Source organism: Mucilaginibacter antarcticus (assembly GCF_042686155.1).
Lineage (GTDB): Bacteria > Bacteroidota > Bacteroidia > Sphingobacteriales > Sphingobacteriaceae > Mucilaginibacter > Mucilaginibacter antarcticus.
On record NZ_JBHUON010000021.1, the window covers coordinates 1 to 16,105 of the forward strand.

A 16,105-nucleotide genomic window follows, 5' to 3' on the forward strand; every position below is an offset into this window, starting at 1 on the left:
TGAAAACACTTTTACAGCTCTCGCTGCTATCGTTCGCCAGCTAATTGCATGGTCACTTTGCCACGGAATCAGGTGGTCAACATCCCCGGAATATCAAATAAAGAGCCCTGATTGTATTGTTGTAGTCGGTAACTAATAATGCCGTGATTTGATAGAGTATTACCATCTGCGTAGATGCAATTCTCTGTAAAAACCGTAACAAATACGTAACGTAGCAAAATTTTTAAGTTTCAAAAATAGTCCGTAAATTGCTTCTGTAAGTCAGAAAAGCACATTTTGCCCCAAAATAGGGCGGTTAGGCTAGAAGAATCATAATCTTTTACTTCAGCTGTTTTTTTCAAGATATGTAAAAGCGTCGTCATAATTTTCATTTCATGTTTCTGTATAATATAGTGGTATAAGTGACTATTTCGCCAAAATGGTATACTCTTTCCGCATTAAACCAAAGAAAGCTGCCGAATTAAAATGATTAATAACACATAGATATTTTTCGGAGAATATAATTCAACCTTTCGCCTGTGATACTTTGATAAATCCTTCAACTAATGAGGGTTCAATTCAAAACGGCGTAGATATTTTGAAAGGTACTTAGTCCTCAAATAGAGAGGCTAAACGTTTCAAGTCATCTAAAAATTGGTTCGTGGGCTCAAACGTTTGGAGTACAAAGCCCCGATAGAAATATCGGGGCTTTGTTGTTTAATGGGCCGTGGTCCATTAAACTTTTCGAGTTGGTTAGATAACACTAAAGTATAATTGGTTTGCGTTACCGCTTAAGTAGTTGACAAAATGAAGTTAGGTGTTTATAGGTTTGATAGCTGTAAGTGGTATGAGCTTTTACAGTAGTAGGCTTATAACCTGCTGCTTATGGTTTCTAAACTCTCTTTAATTCGCAATAAATATTTTTGTCGGTAGTAAATATTTGCTACATCGTTAAGTCGGCTTTCTTTGGCGGTATCGTCTAATTGCTCGTAATCGCTGGTCAGGCCGTTAAGCTCTTCGTTGATATCGCCCTCAACTGCTAGCACTTCTGCGGTTATATGTGCCAAATCTCCGGCGCTATCAACCTCCATAATACGCTCATTGATGTCCATCATCTCCATTAAAAAATCTGCAGGCAATTGCGGTTTTGCACCGTCTGCTACCAGATCATGCAGTCGTAAAATGTATTCAAGTCGCTTTTGCGGCACAGAAAGCGTTTGATAGGCTTTATTATTCAGGGTAGAAAGTTCAAGTATTTCCTGTTGCTTTTCCTCACTCTCATTAGCATAAAAATCGGGATGGTATTGTTTACTTAGTTCGTAAAATTTCTTTTTAAGCAAGGCACCATCAGGATTAAATGATTGCGGAATAGCGTAAAAATCGAAGTAGTTGATCATCATACAAAGGTAACAGCAATTTCATTAATAGGTTGCCATAGCCCCGCAATGATGTGAAAAAAAGTGATTCACTTTTAGTGATTCACTCAAAAACCTTTCGAAAAGTCTAATGAAATATAAGTTATTTAAATACACATTTTTAACGCTTCTAACTTAAAGTAACACTGCTGATAACGGGTGATTCGCCAAAAAATGTAAAACATTAATTTACAGCAGTTTAATCAAAAATAGTGATTCATGTGATTCATATTTTAAAACGAATCACCCCAGCAACAAAAAAGCCTCAAGACTTTTGTCTTAAGGCTTCAATAAAGTGACCTGGGAGAGGATCGAACTCTCGACCCACTGATTAAGAGTCAGTTGCTCTACCGGCTGAGCTACCAAGTCGTTTTAAGTGGAAGTCAAATATACTGCAATATATCAAATTGGCAACTCGTCAATACAATCTGATTTTAATATATTTACCCCACGCCAAGATTACCTTTATGAAAATAACCCGTCAAATATGCATATGGACATTAGCAGCCTGTTTGCTGCCTGTAATGCTTAAAGCACAAAACGCCAGCTTTAATAACTTTAACGCCAAAGGCGAGCAGGTCACCAAATTTAGCAAACTTGGCGACGCCGTTGACGCACACGACGGTGAGGTAGCCTACTTTAACGGCACTTACTATCTATACGGTACCAGCTATGGCTGCGGTTTTGAGTGGGGGCATAAAGACGCACCGTTTTGCGGTTTTAAAGTGTACTCATCCAAAAATATGGTAACCTGGACAGACCGTGGGGCGCTGTTTAATGCCAGCACCGCGGTATGGCAAACCCGTTGCAATGGCAACACGTACGGCTGCTTTAGGCCACACGTTATATACAACGCCAAAACAAGGTTGTATGTACTCTGGATAAACGTTTACGATAATAGGGTAGGCTACCGCGTATTTACCAGCAAGACGCCCGTAGGGCCTTTCATTGAAAAAGCCGAACCCAAGTTATCACTGAATACAGAAATGCCCGTGGCCGGCCTTAATAACGGCGACCATGATACTTTTGTTGACGATGACGGAACGGCTTACCTGGCCTTTACAGACTGGCGGGCGGGCGGCGCGATAGCTATCGAGCAACTAAGCGATGACTACCTTACCGGTACCGGCAAAATAGTAAAGGCAGTTACTGTAACCAAAACAGAAGCGCCGGCGTTGTTTAAGCGTAAAGGTGTTTACTATGTCGTATACTCGGACCCCAACTGCGGTTACTGCTCCGGTACAGGCTCGTCTTACAAAACCGCTAAATCACCGTTGGGCCCATGGTCTGAAGGAATCAGGATCAGTGATAACTCTTGCGGCGGGCAGCCGTCATTCGTGTCAACTATTAAATTAAAAGGTGGGGATGTATTTCTGTATGGCAGCGACCTTTGGAACAATGCTGCCAAAAATGAATCGCTGGCTAATTACTACTGGGCGCCCTTAACCTTTGCCGCTGATGGTTCTATCAACCCAATTGAATGTCAAAACACAGTGGCTGTGCCCAACACACCGGGTAAAAAAGAGAACCATAACTATGCACCGGGTTGCGACATAAACAATGGGCTAAAGCGTACGCAAACTTTCATAGCAAATAAATCAGGGATATTGAGCGCCGTTAGCGTTTCGATGTTTAAAGCAGCTTATCCGGATGCCGACTTACACCTTGAAATAGCCGACGCTGCAAATGAAAAGATTTTAGCCACAATTACGCTTGCGTCCGGCAAATTGAGCTGGTCGCCGGGTAATGTTGCGGTAAATACAAAAGTGCGGGTTGTCGCAGGTAAAAAGTATACCATTAGCCTAACTTCGGCGGCAAAAAAAGGGTGCTACGGGCTAGAATATGACAGGGCTACCAAGGGAACGGATTCGCCTAAGTTCATTTATAACACTACCATAACAGCAGTTAGGAAATAAAACGGTATTAATATTCTACCAACACATTAAAGCCAACGCCAATGCGTTCCAGGTTGCCCCAACCGCTTTGACTAGCACCACGGGTGATGATAGGGCTACGTCGGAATTCGCTTGCTGAAAGCTGAATTTCATTACCTACCATGCTCTGAACGCTTTCAAGGCTTACAAAAAAATCGCCTCCAACCATAATCTTGTAAGGTTCAATATCAATAATAATTGCTTTATCGCCTTTAAACACGGTGACGAAAATGTTTGTGGATAGAAGGTTTTTGTCAGGCATGCCGGCTTTAACATTGTAAACGTTAAAACGTAGTTTAACCGAGTCATTCTGCATCTTGTTTACAATACTGGCATTAAAGCGCTTTAACCGGGCCGGAGATTTTTTAATCTTGATGACCGCCCCAATTTCATGCCCTAATAGATGTTCCTGAAAACCTGCCGATAAGCTCTGCGATGTTGTGGTGTTACCCAACACAACGCCCGTTTGTTTGTGGCTTGTTATTTTAACCTCCTTTAAGCTTAATACATCAGGGATTAATGCTATTGTTAGCAGATTAGGGTTCCTCACTACATCAGCCACCAAAAACGATCGCGGTCGGTAGCCAAGCATGGATACCCTTAAAGAATCTGCATGAAATCTATCAAGGGTTAAGCTAAAGGCACCGCCGTCATTAGTAACCGTGCCTGAATTTTTTCCCACTATGCCAACATTTACAAAGGGTAAGGCCTGGTTAGTTTTAGCATCTATAACAGTGCCTGTCACTAATTGGGCGTAAGTAGCGGTGCTACACATTACCGCAATAATGGCAGGCATTAGTTTATTCATTAGATATTATTTCTTAGCGTAAAGCTCATCCCGTAATTTCTGCACAGCATCGCTATTGATATATTCGTCATACGTCATTAGCTTATCTATAATACCACCGGGAGTTAACTCAATTACACGTGTAGCAACAGTTTCCACCAACTCATGATCTCGCGAAGTGAATAGGACAGTGCCTCTAAAATCTTTCATACCGTTGTTTAAAGCCGTAATCGACTCCAAATCTAAGTGATTTGTAGGCTCATCAAACATCAACAAGTTGGCCGATTGCAACATCATACGGCTAAACATGCAACGCATTTTTTCGCCACCAGATAGTACCGAGCTTTTCTTCAAAACTTCTTCGCCCGAGAATAACATGCGGCCTAAAAAGCCACGGATAAACTGGTCATCTTTTTCTCCCGGCGAATACTCGCGCAGCCAATCGATAAGGTTATCATTCTTGCCTTTAAAGTATTCCGTATTATCCATAGGGATATCCGCCAAATTGATGGTTACGCCCCATTTAAATTCGCCTTTAAAGTCGGTATCTCTACCTGTGAGTATGTTATAAAAAGCAGTGGTTGCTAAACTATTGTTTGACAGTACAGCAATTTTATCGCCCTTGTTAATCATCAGGCGAATATCTTTAAACAAAGTTTCGCCATTAAGGCTTTTACTTAGACCTTCAATTTGCAAAATTTGGTCGCCAGCCTCGCGTCCCAGGTTATTAAATATGATGCCTGGATATTTACGGTTAGACGGTTGTATTTCGTCTAGATTGATCTTATCCAAAGCTTTTTTACGACTGGTTGCTTGTTTTGATTTCGACGCGTTGGCGCTAAACCTGCGGATAAACTCTTGTAACTCTTTAATCCGGTCCTCTGTCTTTTTATTTTGATCAGACCGTTGTTTTAAAGCCAACTGGCTAGACTCATACCAGAATGTGTAGTTACCTGTGTAAATAGACATTTTAGCAAAGTCAATATCTACCACGTGGGTACATACCGTATCTAAAAAGTGCCTATCGTGCGATACCACTAATACAATAGCTTCATATCCGGCTAAAAAATCTTCTAACCAGGTTACGGTTTTAAGATCCAAATCGTTAGTCGGCTCATCCAGTAGCAAAATTTCAGGGCTGCCAAATAAAGCCTGCGCCAATAACACACGTACCTTTTGTGTGTTATCAAGGTCTTTTACAAGCTGATAGTGAAATTCTTCTTTAATGCCCAAATTGCTCAACATCGTAGCGGCGTTGCTTTCGCCGTTCCAACCATCCATCTCGGCAAAAAGGTTTTCCAGCTCGCCGGCGCGTTCGCCATCAGCATCAGTAAAATCTTCTTTAAGATAAATAGCGTCTTTTTCCTTCATAACGGCATACATCTCCTTATGACCCATCATTACAGTTTCCAGAACGGTAAATTCGTCAAAGGCGTAGTGATTTTGGCTTAACACCGCCATACGCAAGCCGGGAGTGAAGCTTACCTGACCACTGGTAGGGTCAATTTCGCCTGAAAGGATTTTAAGGAACGTTGATTTACCCGCACCGTTGGCACCAATAATGCCATAACAGTTGCCTGGAGTAAATTTTAAGTTAACGTCTTCAAAAAGGGTACGCTTACCATAGCGTAGAGATAGATTGGATACCGAGATCATACTGCACCTGTAATTTGGCGCAAAGGTAATGTTTTTTGAGAGATTAGAGACTGGTTAATATAGATTAGTTAATTAACTTAACACGGCCGCCAAGCGCTCAACCTCATGATTTGCGAGTTTTTGCAATGGGGTTGATGCCATCATTTTCATCATCATGTTCAGTTCCGCATCAATAGTGAAAGTAACCTCTGTGCCTGCGTCTGCTGATCGCAAATCCCATAATAGTTTTACCGGGAAAGGTGGGTTACCGGTAGCTACAATTTTTACCGCGCTGTTTTCAATACGCTCAACTATCTGTAGTGATAGTTGAACCATATTTTGAATACCAAAACCAGCCTCGTTATAAGTCGAGGTCCAGTTTTGTATGTTATCAGGCATTAATTGCTTGTGATTATTAAAATCACTTAAAAACGCATAAATATCAGTTATCGTACGGTTGATGGTGGTCTTGCCTTGAAAAGTTGCCATATTATTAAGCTGTTTCTGTACCCCAGGTCGACGGGCTTTCGCGCCATTCTCTTAACACGTCAACATCTTTACGGGTAATGTATTGATGATCTTCGGCATAACGCAATAATGCAGTGTAGTTAGACAGTGTAATAAATGGACAATTTGCCGCCTTAAAATTCTCTGTAGCAATATCAAATCCATAGCTAAATATAGCGGCCAGGCCGGCAACATCATAACCAGCCTCGCGCAAAGCAGACACTGCTTGTAAGCTACTCATGCCGGTTGATATCAAATCTTCAATAACAACTACACGCTGGCCGGTAAGTATGTCACCTTCAATCATATTGCCGCGCCCGTGTTCTTTCGGTTTAGCACGCACGTAAATAAATGGCAAGCCAAGTTCCTGTGCTACCAAAGCTCCCTGTGGGATACCGGCAGTTGCAACACCAGCAATACAACCTACAGATCCAAATTTTTCTTGTATGGCTTTAGTAAGTTGCTGTCTGATGTATGTTCTTATAGCAGGATGCGATAGCGTTATGCGGTTGTCGCAATAAATTGGCGATTTCCAGCCTGACGCCCATGTAAAAGGATTATTAGGTTGCAATTTAATTGCTTTAATTTGCAACAGAAATTCCGCTACCTGTTGTTCGGTTTCAGTAGTATTAAACATGGCCCAAAAATACAGAATTTATATTAACCAAAAAGTTATCTTATTAACAGAATCAGAGCCTGAGAACCTTGACCAATACCAAAAGATTGATAGTCAAGACTTTGATTTATCAATAATTTATAACAGGGTGTTGGCACATAAAAGCGATCTTTTTTATGTACTGTGCTTAAATGCCAAAGCTTTCTTAAAGAATATTAAGAAAGACGTGGGCGTCATTGAGGCTGCAGGCGGCTTAGTAAGCAACGAATATGGCGAACTGCTATTTATTCACCGCAACGATAAATGGGACCTCCCGAAAGGTAAGATTGAAAAGGGCGAAACACCAAAAGAAGCATCTGTACGTGAGGTAGAGGAGGAGTGCAATATTGAAGTTGCTAAGCGCGACAAAAAAATATGTAAAACCTATCATACTTATATTTACAAAGAGCAGGTAGTGTTAAAAAAGACGCATTGGTATGATATGAGCGCCAAAGGGCAAAATAAACTGAAGCCACAAACTGAGGAGGGTATTACTGATGTAAGATGGTTTAAGCCAAACGATATCGGCTCCATATTAACCAATACTTTCCCCTCAATTTTAGATGTTTTAGAGAAGAAGGATTTAATTACAGGAAGGCCAAAGCTTCTTTCGGAATAAATTGAGATATATCGCCATTGTAACGCAAAATTTCGCGTACTACGGTTGAGCTAATGGACGAATAGCCGGGCTTGCTCACAATAAATATACTCTCAATATCAGGCGCAAGCGAATGATTCATTTGGGCGATTCCTTTTTCGTACTCAAAATCAGATACTGTGCGGATACCCCGTATCATGTAATTAGCGCCAATGCTTTTACAAAAGTTTACAGTTAAGCCATCGTATGCCACTATGTGGATTTTAGGCTCGGTTTCAAAAACCGCGCGTAACATTTGCTCCCGCTTTTCAACACTTAAAAAACCAGCCTTGGTGCTGTTTGTCCCAATACCTATATAAACCTTATCAAACAGACCAACAGATCTTTTTACGATATCAACGTGGGCTTTAGTAACCGGGTCAAATGATCCGGGGAAAAGGGCTATTTTCATTGTGTGCCTTATTTATAGATAAAGATAACTTACTGCTAGTAAATGATATATTAATTTGACGTTTTTTGTATAAAATTATAATTATCGCCCGGCACTTTGCCATCAGGGGTCGAGTTATAAGCTTTGTACAATATAAATGGATTATTCTGCAAAATTCCGGGAAACACCTTACCTATAATGGCTTGTAAAGCCCGGTTTTCTGCTTTTAAGGCCTCAGCATCAGTAAGTTTAATAGTGCTGCGATACTTTATCATTGGATACACGCCTTGTTGCCCCTTATCTGCAACAAACTCCGGCGTTATAGAAAATATCTGCGGGATCGTTTTAATATCCCTTATCGGATATGGAAAATTATATATCTTATTAGCATCCTCCATCACCTTTGCATAAAAGTTTTTTAGCGTATCTTCATTTCTATACTTGAAGAAATCGCCGGCTGGGTTAGCCAACTGCGATGTTAATACCAACATGTTAGCGGCGTCAAGCAAATCGCCGCCGTCATAATACTTTTGCGCCAACTTATAAAAAGCCTGCGAGTTTTTACCGTCAATAGTATACTCGCCAATTTGCAAAATATTTATCTTCCAATCGTTGCCATATTTGCCATACACCACCAAAATCAAGCAATTTATAGGTAAATTTTGCGACACCAGAACAGAAGTGTACATCTCTTCGTTCATCGCTCTGTAGGTCACCATATAATCATCATCGCTTCCCTTTTGAGTTAAAAGCGTGTCAGGATCTTTTTTAACATGATGTTTGGTATAGTATTCGTCCTTTACGTCAAAGGCCTTAGCGTTGAAAGATTTTCCGGTCGAGTTTACCAAAGTATCAATTTTACCACCAGCTTTTTGTAACAGCGTAGGCGACAACATAGATCTTACTGTATTGACATCACTTGCCATAATAGCATTAAAAAGCTTGTCATTTAAAGGCGACACTTGCTTTTTAATCTCGGCATCTATATCATCGTTAGTCCAAGTATTAGCTGCTTTATTACCGTTGCCGCAGCCTTGTATAGCAATACCTATAATAATGACCAAAACGCTTAAAAGGAAACTCTTTTTCATAAGTATAATTGATTCGCTGGATGAATGGCTTTACTAATTATTAATTTTTAAAAAATGAAAATGACGAATGCCCGTATTGGCGGTACTCCGTAAAAGCCGGGTGATTAGTAAGATTTTGCATCGACTGATGTTCAACAATTAACAAACCACCTGGTAATAATAAATTTCGTTCAAAAATGATCTTAGGTATTTCTGGAATTTGATTCATGTCATATGGCGGATCAGCAAATATCAAATCGTACTGGTCTGTCTCTAGCTGCAGATATTTAAAAATATCTGCTTTAAAGGTTTTTATCTGACTTAAGCCGTGCTGTCGCGATGTATCCTTAACATAATTAATGCATTGCATACTTCGGTCAACCCCAATTACTTGTTGTGCTCCGCGTGAGGCAAACTCGTAGGTAATATTGCCTGTACCACAAAACAAGTCGAGCACTTTAATGCCGTCAAGCTCAATTTGATTTTGCAGGATATTAAAAAGCGCTTCTTTAGCAAGGTCTGTAGTAGGGCGGACGGGAAGGTTTTTAGGCGGATTAAGCCTTAAACCTTTTAAAGTACCTCCAATGATCCGCATAGCGATAATGCTGCAAGCGTTAAAATTTGTGTAGCATTTATTTGCTCAGGCACATCTAACAGCGGCGGGTTAAAAAATGTAACATGCTGATAAAAGTCAGCAAGCCTGCTGCTGTATTTGTCTTCGGGCTTAATACTGCCGCTTAATTTTAAATGGGTGTTTTGAGGCAACAGGCCTAATTCTTCGACAACAAAAGAAGCATAGTACGCTAAATCCTCTTCGTTTTTGTAATCGAAGTTATTGTAGTAACGGATGCTGCCGTTCTTAAAATTTAAGAATTCGGCTTTGCCGTTTTCTGCATGCAGGTAAATATCCTGGCTGCCCGGATTGTTTTGCGCGGCGGCAGTGATCCAGCCTTTGTAGCTGTAAACTGCATTGTTCAGATCAAAACGCTGCACGGCAGATAATATCTTTTCGTCAACCTTGTATATAATGTAGTTTTTATCGTCTAATGACTGCGCTAATACACGGTCCTCTTGTTTTACATCAAGTAGCCGCGCGTAATTGGCAATTTGGTTTTTAGCAAAGAGAGGTGTGGGGATAAGCGTGAAACTATCAGTTGGCAAACCAACAACTACCTTTTTATAGGTAGCGTTTAGCTCTTCCGCTAACTCTTGCGGGTTACTCAGCTCAGCCAAATTGCAGTTAGTATCCCAAGCTATGAGCTGCTTTTTGTATGTTATGGCGTACGAAAAATAGCCACCGCTGAGTTGGATCAGCAAGGTGTAGTAGTAAGCTTGGTTAATGTTAAATGAAGGGTCGCGGAAGGTGTAAATTTGTTCGCTCATGCTATAACAAAAGTATTATTTTTTTGATTACTTAAGTTAGTTATCCGCATTTTTGCAATGTGTCCGCAAACAATCAGATCCGACAAGCATTTCCGCACCAACCAACCGAGCAGCAACAGCAGCTGTTTGGTATGCTAGATCAGTTTTTATTAAGCGATGGAGGCGAGGAATGTTTTATCCTAAAGGGGTATGCCGGCACGGGTAAAACCACCATTGTGGGCGCACTGGTAAAAGCTTTAAGCAGCTATAATTACAAGTCGGTACTGCTGGCGCCTACCGGCAGGGCAGCTAAGGTTATCACAGCCTATTCGGGCCGCAAGGCGTTTACCATTCACAAACGTATTTACCGAAAAAAAACAGCTTTAAATGTCGATGATTCTTTTTCGTTAGCTGATAATATGGCCACAAACACCATTTTTATCGTTGACGAAGCCTCTATGATATCAGACCAGCTAAGCGGCAATAACCGCGACACGCTGCTCTTCGACCTGATAAAATATGTTTACAACGACAAAAACTGCAAACTGCTATTGGTAGGCGATACCGCTCAGCTGCCACCGGTAGGGTCGGCTGATAGCCCTGCGCTTAAGGAGCTTTTAATAAAGGCCGACTATGGGCTTACAGTTTTTAGCTATGAGCTAACGGATGTTTTGCGTCAGCAAAAAGACTCGGGCATATTATTCAATGCAACCCGTATCCGCGAGATCATTCGCCAGGAAATGGAAATCATTCCACAAATAATAACCAAGGGCTACAAGGATGTTTTTAGGATGACCGGGCAGCGTTTAGAGGAGGGACTGGAATATGCTTACAATAAGTATGGCAACGAAAATGCACTGGTGATATGTCGTTCAAACAAAAATGCCAACTTATATAACCAACAGATACGCAACCGCTTGCTTTGGCGCGAGGAAGAACTAACCGGCGGCGACCAGATAATGATCGTAAAAAATAATTATTTCTGGATGCAAGCTGAGCAGGAACAAAGCACTGCTTTTATTGCCAACGGTGACATTGCCAAAATACGAAAAGTGCGAAAGATAGAAGAGATGTACGGCTTTAAGTTTGCCGATGTACAGATTGAATTTATTGATTATGCGGAGGACCCGGTACTGGATTGCAAAATTCTAATGAACACGCTCTACACCGACGCACCTGCTTTAACGCAAGACGATCAGAAGCGGCTTTATATCGAGGCAATGAAAGATTACGATCACATCCCCAACCGTCGCGCCAAACACAATGAGCTAAAGCTTAACCCATATTATAACGCGCTGCAAATTAAGTTTGCTTACGCCATTACGTGTCATAAAGCACAAGGCGGCCAATGGGACGCGGTGTTTGTTGATCAGGGTTACCTGACGGATGATATGGTGAACATGGATTTTCTGCGCTGGTTTTATACGGCCTGTACCCGCGCAACAAAGGAGCTGTTCCTGGTGAATTTTAATGATAAGTTTTACGGGGAGCCGGCAGATGATTCGCTTTAATGGCTGACAGGCAGCTGTATCAGAAACGTAGTACCCTTACCTTCAATACTGCTAACGCTGATTTTACCTTTGTGGCTCTCAATGATCTGCTTGACAATACTTAAACCCAAACCGGTGGATTTTTCGCCTTTTAAACCGGTGCGACCGGCTTTGCTAAAGCGCTCAAATATATGTGGAATCATATCCTGGGGGATACCTAGGCCATGATCTTTTACTTCTATACTAATGGTGTTATCTTTTAAATTAAGGTGCAATTCAACCTTATCCGTTTCTTTTGAGAACTTTAGCGCGTTGCTAATTAGGTTGTCCAACACACGGGTAAATTTTTCTTTGCTTAGCTGCGCGTGCAACGGATTAACAGCGCTTACCAGTATGATCGCAATAGAGTTTTGTATCTTCCAAGCGTCAATAATACCCTTCAGATATTGGTTAAGCTCTACCTTTTGAGTTTCAATTACGTTAATGTTTTCGTTTTTAGCGGCCTCAAGCAAATCATCCAATATCCCACGGGCCTTACTGCATGACTCTTTGATCATGTTGACGTTATCCTGAGTATCTTCGTCAAGTTCGTCGAGCTCCATCATCATGGCAATAGATTCGACAGCGCCAATAGGGTTGCGTAAGTCGTGCGCTACCATACCAAGCACTTGGTTTTTAAATTCGCCGGCTTTCTCAATCTCAATATTTTTACCACGAATCTCTAATATCTGTTGATAGTAGCTCGCTTTATAGGAGAAAAAATAACGCGATATTAGGTAAAAGCCAGATAACAATACGACCGATATTAGCTGGTCATACAACATGCTTGTAGCATCGGCGTGTGCGTAAAATAGCAACGCAGAGTATGCCAACTCCGTTACTATTAACAATGCGATAATTTCGTCGTACTCAAATACACACATTACACTGATCACAATAAGCGCAATTAGGTATACGGTTAATGAGTTGCGCGGGTCGCCGGTTGATATAGAGGCTGAATACATACCGCACAAGATGATGTATAATGCGAAAGCAAACACAAACAGGATCATCCCCGGACTGGCCTTCTTCGTATCATTTATCTTTTTGATGAAAATGTGAGTGCCCAGGTAAAATAACGGCGTTAATACCAAATTTATCCAATTGGCGAGATCAAACTCCGGGAAGTTTTGGGCTTTAGTAATGTTTACCGGGAGGGCAAGTACAAAAATCCTGAGTGTAAAATTGATGATGAAAAATATAAGCGTGCAGTTGCGTATAGACATCAAATTTTGCAACGTATAATAGTTGCGAAAAGCGATACGATACTTTTTGCTTAAACTTTTAAAAAAATGGGTTTCCACGCGTTATTAATAGGGTCGGCCAAAAATATCAAAAATACTGAATTGATTTATGCTCCATGTCATTTTTTAATGAGTTATTGCTCAGTTGTAAAAAAGATAATTGACTGTAATTTAGACGGATCAACTAAGGTCGCACGCCAAAAAGGCACTGCCATTGATTTTAGAATGACATTATTTCATAAAATAACTACTGGCAAGTATTTTGACCGAACAGAAACATGAACTTTAACAATTTTACCATCAAAGCCCAGGAAGCCGTCCAAAAGGCTTCAGAAATTACAACCGGTAATCAGCAACAGGCTATAGAGACGGCCCACCTGTTAAAAGGTTTATTACTGGTTGATGAGAATGTTATCTCTTATCTGTTAAAAAAATTAAACGTAAACATTAATCGCCTTAATACTATCTTAGACGAACAGATTGCATCGTTCCCCAAAGTTAGCGGGAGCAACGCTTACCTATCATCATATGCCAACTCGGCTTTGCAAAAAGCAACAGGTTATTTAAAGGAGTTTAAGGATGAGTTTGTCTCCGTGGAACATATATTGTTAGGTATTTTAAGCGTTAGCGACAAAACCAGCGCTGCACTTAAGGACTTTGGCGTAAACGAAAAGGATCTTAAAAAAGCGATCACAAGTTTGCGCGGTGATAACAAAGTTACCGATCAAAATGCCGAAGCTACTTACAACGCGCTAAACAAATATGCCCGAAACTTGAATGAGTATGCCGAATCTGGCAAGCTCGACCCGGTTATTGGCCGCGATGACGAAATCCGTCGTACTATACAAATCTTGTCTCGCCGTACAAAAAACAACCCCATATTAGTTGGTGAGCCAGGCGTAGGTAAAACTGCCATTGCCGAAGGCATCGCTTTTAGGATTATAAAAGGTGATGTGCCCGAAAGCCTAAAGACTAAAACTGTCTTTTCGTTAGATATGGGCGCCCTTATTGCCGGCGCTAAGTACAAAGGAGAGTTTGAAGAACGTTTGAAAGCCGTTATTAAAGAAGTTACCCAAGCCGACGGTGAGATCATTCTTTTTATTGATGAGATCCATACGTTGGTTGGTGCCGGTGGTGGCGAAGGTGCTATGGACGCGGCTAACATATTAAAACCAGCCCTTGCACGTGGTGAACTAAGAGCAATTGGCGCAACAACACTCAATGAGTATCAGAAATATGTTGAGAAGGATAAGGCCCTGGAGCGTCGCTTTCAAACTGTTCTGGTTGATGAGCCTGATACCGCTGACGCGATCTCTATTTTGCGCGGATTAAAAGACCGTTACGAGGCGCACCACAAAGTACGTATTAAAGACGAAGCGATTATTGCCGCCGTCGAGATGTCGCAGCGGTATATAGCAGATCGTTTTTTACCAGATAAAGCCATCGATTTAATGGACGAAGCTGCATCTAAATTGCGTATCGAAATGGATTCGGTGCCTGAGGCTGTTGACGAATTGAATCGCAGGATCATGCAACTGGAGATTGAGCGCGAGGCTATCAAGCGCGAGAAAGACGACAAGAAAGTAAAGGTTTTAAGTGAAGAAATAGCTAACCTGTCATCGGAGCGAGACTCATTGCGTGCCAAATGGCAAGGCGAGAAGGATGTGGTTGACGGCATCAATGCTAAAGTTGAGCAGATTGAAAACTTTAAATTGGAAGCTGATCAGGCTGAACGCGCAGGCGACTATGGTAAAGTAGCTGAGTTGCGCTACGGCCGTATCCGCGAAGCGCAGGAAGAAGTTGAGAAATTGAAAGAAGCCTTACTGACTAACCAGTCTGACAGCCGGATGTTGAAAGAGGAAGTGACTTCTGAAGACATTGCCGGTGTGGTATCGCGCTGGACAGGCATCCCTGTTTCTAAAATGATTCAGAGCGAGCGCGAGAAGCTGCTGTCATTGGAGGATGAATTACATAAACGTGTTGCAGGTCAGCATGAAGCTATTGAGGCTATAAGTGACGCAATCCGCCGTAGTCGTGCGGGTTTGCAAGACAAACGTAAGCCAATTGGTTCGTTCATATTTTTAGGCACCACCGGTGTTGGTAAAACAGAGTTAGCCAAAGCTTTGGCTGAATACCTGTTTAACGACGAGCACGCTATGGTACGCATAGATATGAGTGAGTATCAAGAGCGCCATGCCGTTTCACGATTGATAGGAGCCCCTCCGGGCTATGTGGGTTATGATGAAGGTGGACAGTTAACCGAAGCCGTTCGTAGACGACCGTATAGCGTTATCTTGCTTGATGAGATCGAAAAAGCGCATCCCGATGTATTTAACATCTTACTGCAGGTATTAGATGATGGTCGTTTAACGGATAACAAAGGCCGTTTGGTGAACTTTAAGAATACAATCATCATCATGACATCTAACATCGGCTCAAATATTATTCAGGAAAACTTCCAGGATTTTGAGGAGAGCGATAAAGACGAGGTAATTGCTAAAACAAAAGGTCAGTTATTTGATGTGTTAAGGCAAACTATTCGGCCGGAGTTTCTAAACCGGATTGACGAGATTATTATGTTTACTCCGCTTAGCCGTAGCGAGATAGCGGATATTGTTAAACTTCAATTTAAAGGTGTACAACAAACACTGGCCGAAATGGGTGTAGCGATAGAAGCATCAGATGAAGCGCTTGATTGGCTTGCTCAACTTGGCTACGATCCGCAATTTGGCGCGCGTCCACTAAAACGGGTTATTCAAAAACGGATCTTGAACGAGCTATCAAAACAGATCCTTGCCGGTAAGGTCGACAAAGACAGCAACATCAAACTTGATATGTTTGATAACCAATTTGTGTTCTTGAATACAAATGAGAAGTAATTATTGGTTATAGGTAAACAAGAAAAGCGATCCAAATTGGATCGCTTTTCTTGTTTTATATTGTTTGTCATTGCGAGCGAG

Annotated in this window: 14 protein-coding genes and 1 tRNA gene; 4 read left to right on the top strand and 11 right to left on the bottom strand. The window is 41.5% G+C overall.

The features are described from left to right. Positions 1–848 precede the first annotated feature (848 nt). Both hscB and ACFSYC_RS15405 read right to left on the bottom strand, forming a co-directional pair. Entirely contained in the window at positions 849–1,379 is a 531-nt protein-coding gene (gene hscB, locus ACFSYC_RS15400; RefSeq protein WP_377129412.1) for a Fe-S protein assembly co-chaperone HscB, read from the bottom strand. A 311-nt stretch (positions 1,380–1,690) separates the two neighbouring features. Further along, a tRNA-Lys gene (locus tag ACFSYC_RS15405) sits at positions 1,691–1,763 on the bottom strand. 98 nt (positions 1,764–1,861) lie between these two features. Between ACFSYC_RS15405 and ACFSYC_RS15410 the strand changes: the two genes are divergently transcribed. Beyond that, positions 1,862–3,310 (top strand): family 43 glycosylhydrolase, encoded by a 1,449-nt coding sequence (locus ACFSYC_RS15410; protein ID WP_377129413.1) that lies wholly within the window; start codon positions 1,862–1,864, stop codon positions 3,308–3,310. 7 nt (positions 3,311–3,317) lie between these two features. Here the strand turns inward: ACFSYC_RS15410 and ACFSYC_RS15415 are convergent, their stop codons facing one another. From ACFSYC_RS15415 to pyrE, 4 genes are all read right to left on the bottom strand, one after another. Beyond that, positions 3,318–4,136, bottom strand: a complete 819-nt coding sequence (locus tag ACFSYC_RS15415) for a carboxypeptidase-like regulatory domain-containing protein (RefSeq protein WP_377129415.1) — start codon at positions 4,134–4,136, stop codon at positions 3,318–3,320. A 6-nt stretch (positions 4,137–4,142) separates the two neighbouring features. Continuing rightward, positions 4,143–5,771, bottom strand: a complete 1,629-nt coding sequence (locus ACFSYC_RS15420) for an ABC-F family ATP-binding cassette domain-containing protein (protein ID WP_377129417.1) — start codon at positions 5,769–5,771, stop codon at positions 4,143–4,145. Between the two features lie 72 nt (positions 5,772–5,843). After that, on the bottom strand, positions 5,844–6,239 hold the full coding sequence (locus tag ACFSYC_RS15425) for an SRPBCC family protein (protein WP_377129419.1): 396 nt from the start codon (positions 6,237–6,239) through the stop codon (positions 5,844–5,846). Between the two features lie 4 nt (positions 6,240–6,243). Then, positions 6,244–6,894 (bottom strand): orotate phosphoribosyltransferase, encoded by a 651-nt coding sequence (pyrE, locus tag ACFSYC_RS15430; RefSeq protein WP_377129421.1) that lies wholly within the window; start codon positions 6,892–6,894, stop codon positions 6,244–6,246. On the opposite strand from pyrE, the gene ACFSYC_RS15435 reads away from it, so the two are divergent. Beyond that, positions 6,893–7,531: an NUDIX hydrolase gene (locus ACFSYC_RS15435; RefSeq protein WP_377129422.1), complete on the top strand. Its 639-nt coding sequence runs from the start codon at positions 6,893–6,895 to the stop codon at positions 7,529–7,531. The two genes, pyrE and ACFSYC_RS15435, sit on opposite strands and share 2 nt — an antisense overlap. Here ACFSYC_RS15435 and coaD read toward each other — a convergent pair. From coaD to ACFSYC_RS15455, 4 genes are read right to left on the bottom strand one after another with little or no spacing between them, the layout of a single operon-like run. Next, positions 7,500–7,961 carry a pantetheine-phosphate adenylyltransferase gene (gene coaD / locus ACFSYC_RS15440; RefSeq protein ID WP_377129424.1) on the bottom strand — a complete coding sequence of 154 codons (462 nt, stop codon included), beginning with the start codon at positions 7,959–7,961 and terminating at the stop codon, positions 7,500–7,502. The two genes, ACFSYC_RS15435 and coaD, sit on opposite strands and share 32 nt — an antisense overlap. Positions 7,962–8,011: 50 nt before the next feature. Next, positions 8,012–9,031, bottom strand: a complete 1,020-nt coding sequence (locus tag ACFSYC_RS15445) for a hypothetical protein (RefSeq protein WP_377129426.1) — start codon at positions 9,029–9,031, stop codon at positions 8,012–8,014. A 40-nt stretch (positions 9,032–9,071) separates the two neighbouring features. Then, positions 9,072–9,605, bottom strand: coding sequence for an RsmD family RNA methyltransferase (locus ACFSYC_RS15450; protein WP_377129428.1), 534 nt, complete (start codon positions 9,603–9,605; stop codon positions 9,072–9,074). Next, positions 9,581–10,393: a DUF3822 family protein gene (locus ACFSYC_RS15455; RefSeq protein ID WP_377129430.1), complete on the bottom strand. Its 813-nt coding sequence runs from the start codon at positions 10,391–10,393 to the stop codon at positions 9,581–9,583. Before ACFSYC_RS15455 ends, ACFSYC_RS15450 begins: the two co-directional genes overlap by 25 nt. A 59-nt stretch (positions 10,394–10,452) precedes the next feature. Here ACFSYC_RS15455 and ACFSYC_RS15460 point away from each other — a divergent pair, with 59 nt between their 5' ends. Beyond that, positions 10,453–11,883: an ATP-dependent DNA helicase gene (locus tag ACFSYC_RS15460; RefSeq protein WP_377129431.1), complete on the top strand. Its 1,431-nt coding sequence runs from the start codon at positions 10,453–10,455 to the stop codon at positions 11,881–11,883. On the opposite strand, the gene ACFSYC_RS15465 is transcribed toward ACFSYC_RS15460, so the two are convergent. Continuing rightward, positions 11,880–13,205, bottom strand: coding sequence for a sensor histidine kinase (locus ACFSYC_RS15465; RefSeq protein ID WP_377129433.1), 1,326 nt, complete (start codon positions 13,203–13,205; stop codon positions 11,880–11,882). The two genes, ACFSYC_RS15460 and ACFSYC_RS15465, sit on opposite strands and share 4 nt — an antisense overlap. A gap of 218 nt (positions 13,206–13,423) precedes the next feature. Between ACFSYC_RS15465 and clpB the strand changes: the two genes are divergently transcribed. Continuing rightward, positions 13,424–16,024 (top strand): ATP-dependent chaperone ClpB, encoded by a 2,601-nt coding sequence (gene clpB / locus ACFSYC_RS15470; protein WP_377129434.1) that lies wholly within the window; start codon positions 13,424–13,426, stop codon positions 16,022–16,024. Positions 16,025–16,105: the final 81 nt, after the last annotated feature.

Excerpts from the sequence above, each read along its gene's own strand:
- ACFSYC_RS15450 (WP_377129428.1), bottom strand. The coding sequence starts at position 9,605 with ATGCGGATCATTGGAGGTACTTTAAAAGGTTTAAGGCTTAATCCGCCT.
- ACFSYC_RS15420 (WP_377129417.1), bottom strand. The coding sequence starts at position 5,771 with ATGATCTCGGTATCCAATCTATCTCTACGCTATGGTAAGCGTACCCTT.
- hscB (WP_377129412.1), bottom strand. The coding sequence starts at position 1,379 with ATGATGATCAACTACTTCGATTTTTACGCTATTCCGCAATCATTTAAT.
- coaD (WP_377129424.1), bottom strand. The coding sequence starts at position 7,961 with ATGAAAATAGCCCTTTTCCCCGGATCATTTGACCCGGTTACTAAAGCC.
- pyrE (WP_377129421.1), bottom strand. The coding sequence starts at position 6,894 with ATGTTTAATACTACTGAAACCGAACAACAGGTAGCGGAATTTCTGTTG.
- ACFSYC_RS15410 (WP_377129413.1), top strand. The coding sequence starts at position 1,862 with ATGAAAATAACCCGTCAAATATGCATATGGACATTAGCAGCCTGTTTG.
- ACFSYC_RS15415 (WP_377129415.1), bottom strand. The coding sequence starts at position 4,136 with ATGAATAAACTAATGCCTGCCATTATTGCGGTAATGTGTAGCACCGCT.
- ACFSYC_RS15435 (WP_377129422.1), top strand. The coding sequence starts at position 6,893 with ATGGCCCAAAAATACAGAATTTATATTAACCAAAAAGTTATCTTATTA.
- ACFSYC_RS15425 (WP_377129419.1), bottom strand. The coding sequence starts at position 6,239 with ATGGCAACTTTTCAAGGCAAGACCACCATCAACCGTACGATAACTGAT.
- ACFSYC_RS15445 (WP_377129426.1), bottom strand. The coding sequence starts at position 9,031 with ATGAAAAAGAGTTTCCTTTTAAGCGTTTTGGTCATTATTATAGGTATT.
- ACFSYC_RS15455 (WP_377129430.1), bottom strand. The coding sequence starts at position 10,393 with ATGAGCGAACAAATTTACACCTTCCGCGACCCTTCATTTAACATTAAC.
- clpB (WP_377129434.1), top strand. The coding sequence starts at position 13,424 with ATGAACTTTAACAATTTTACCATCAAAGCCCAGGAAGCCGTCCAAAAG.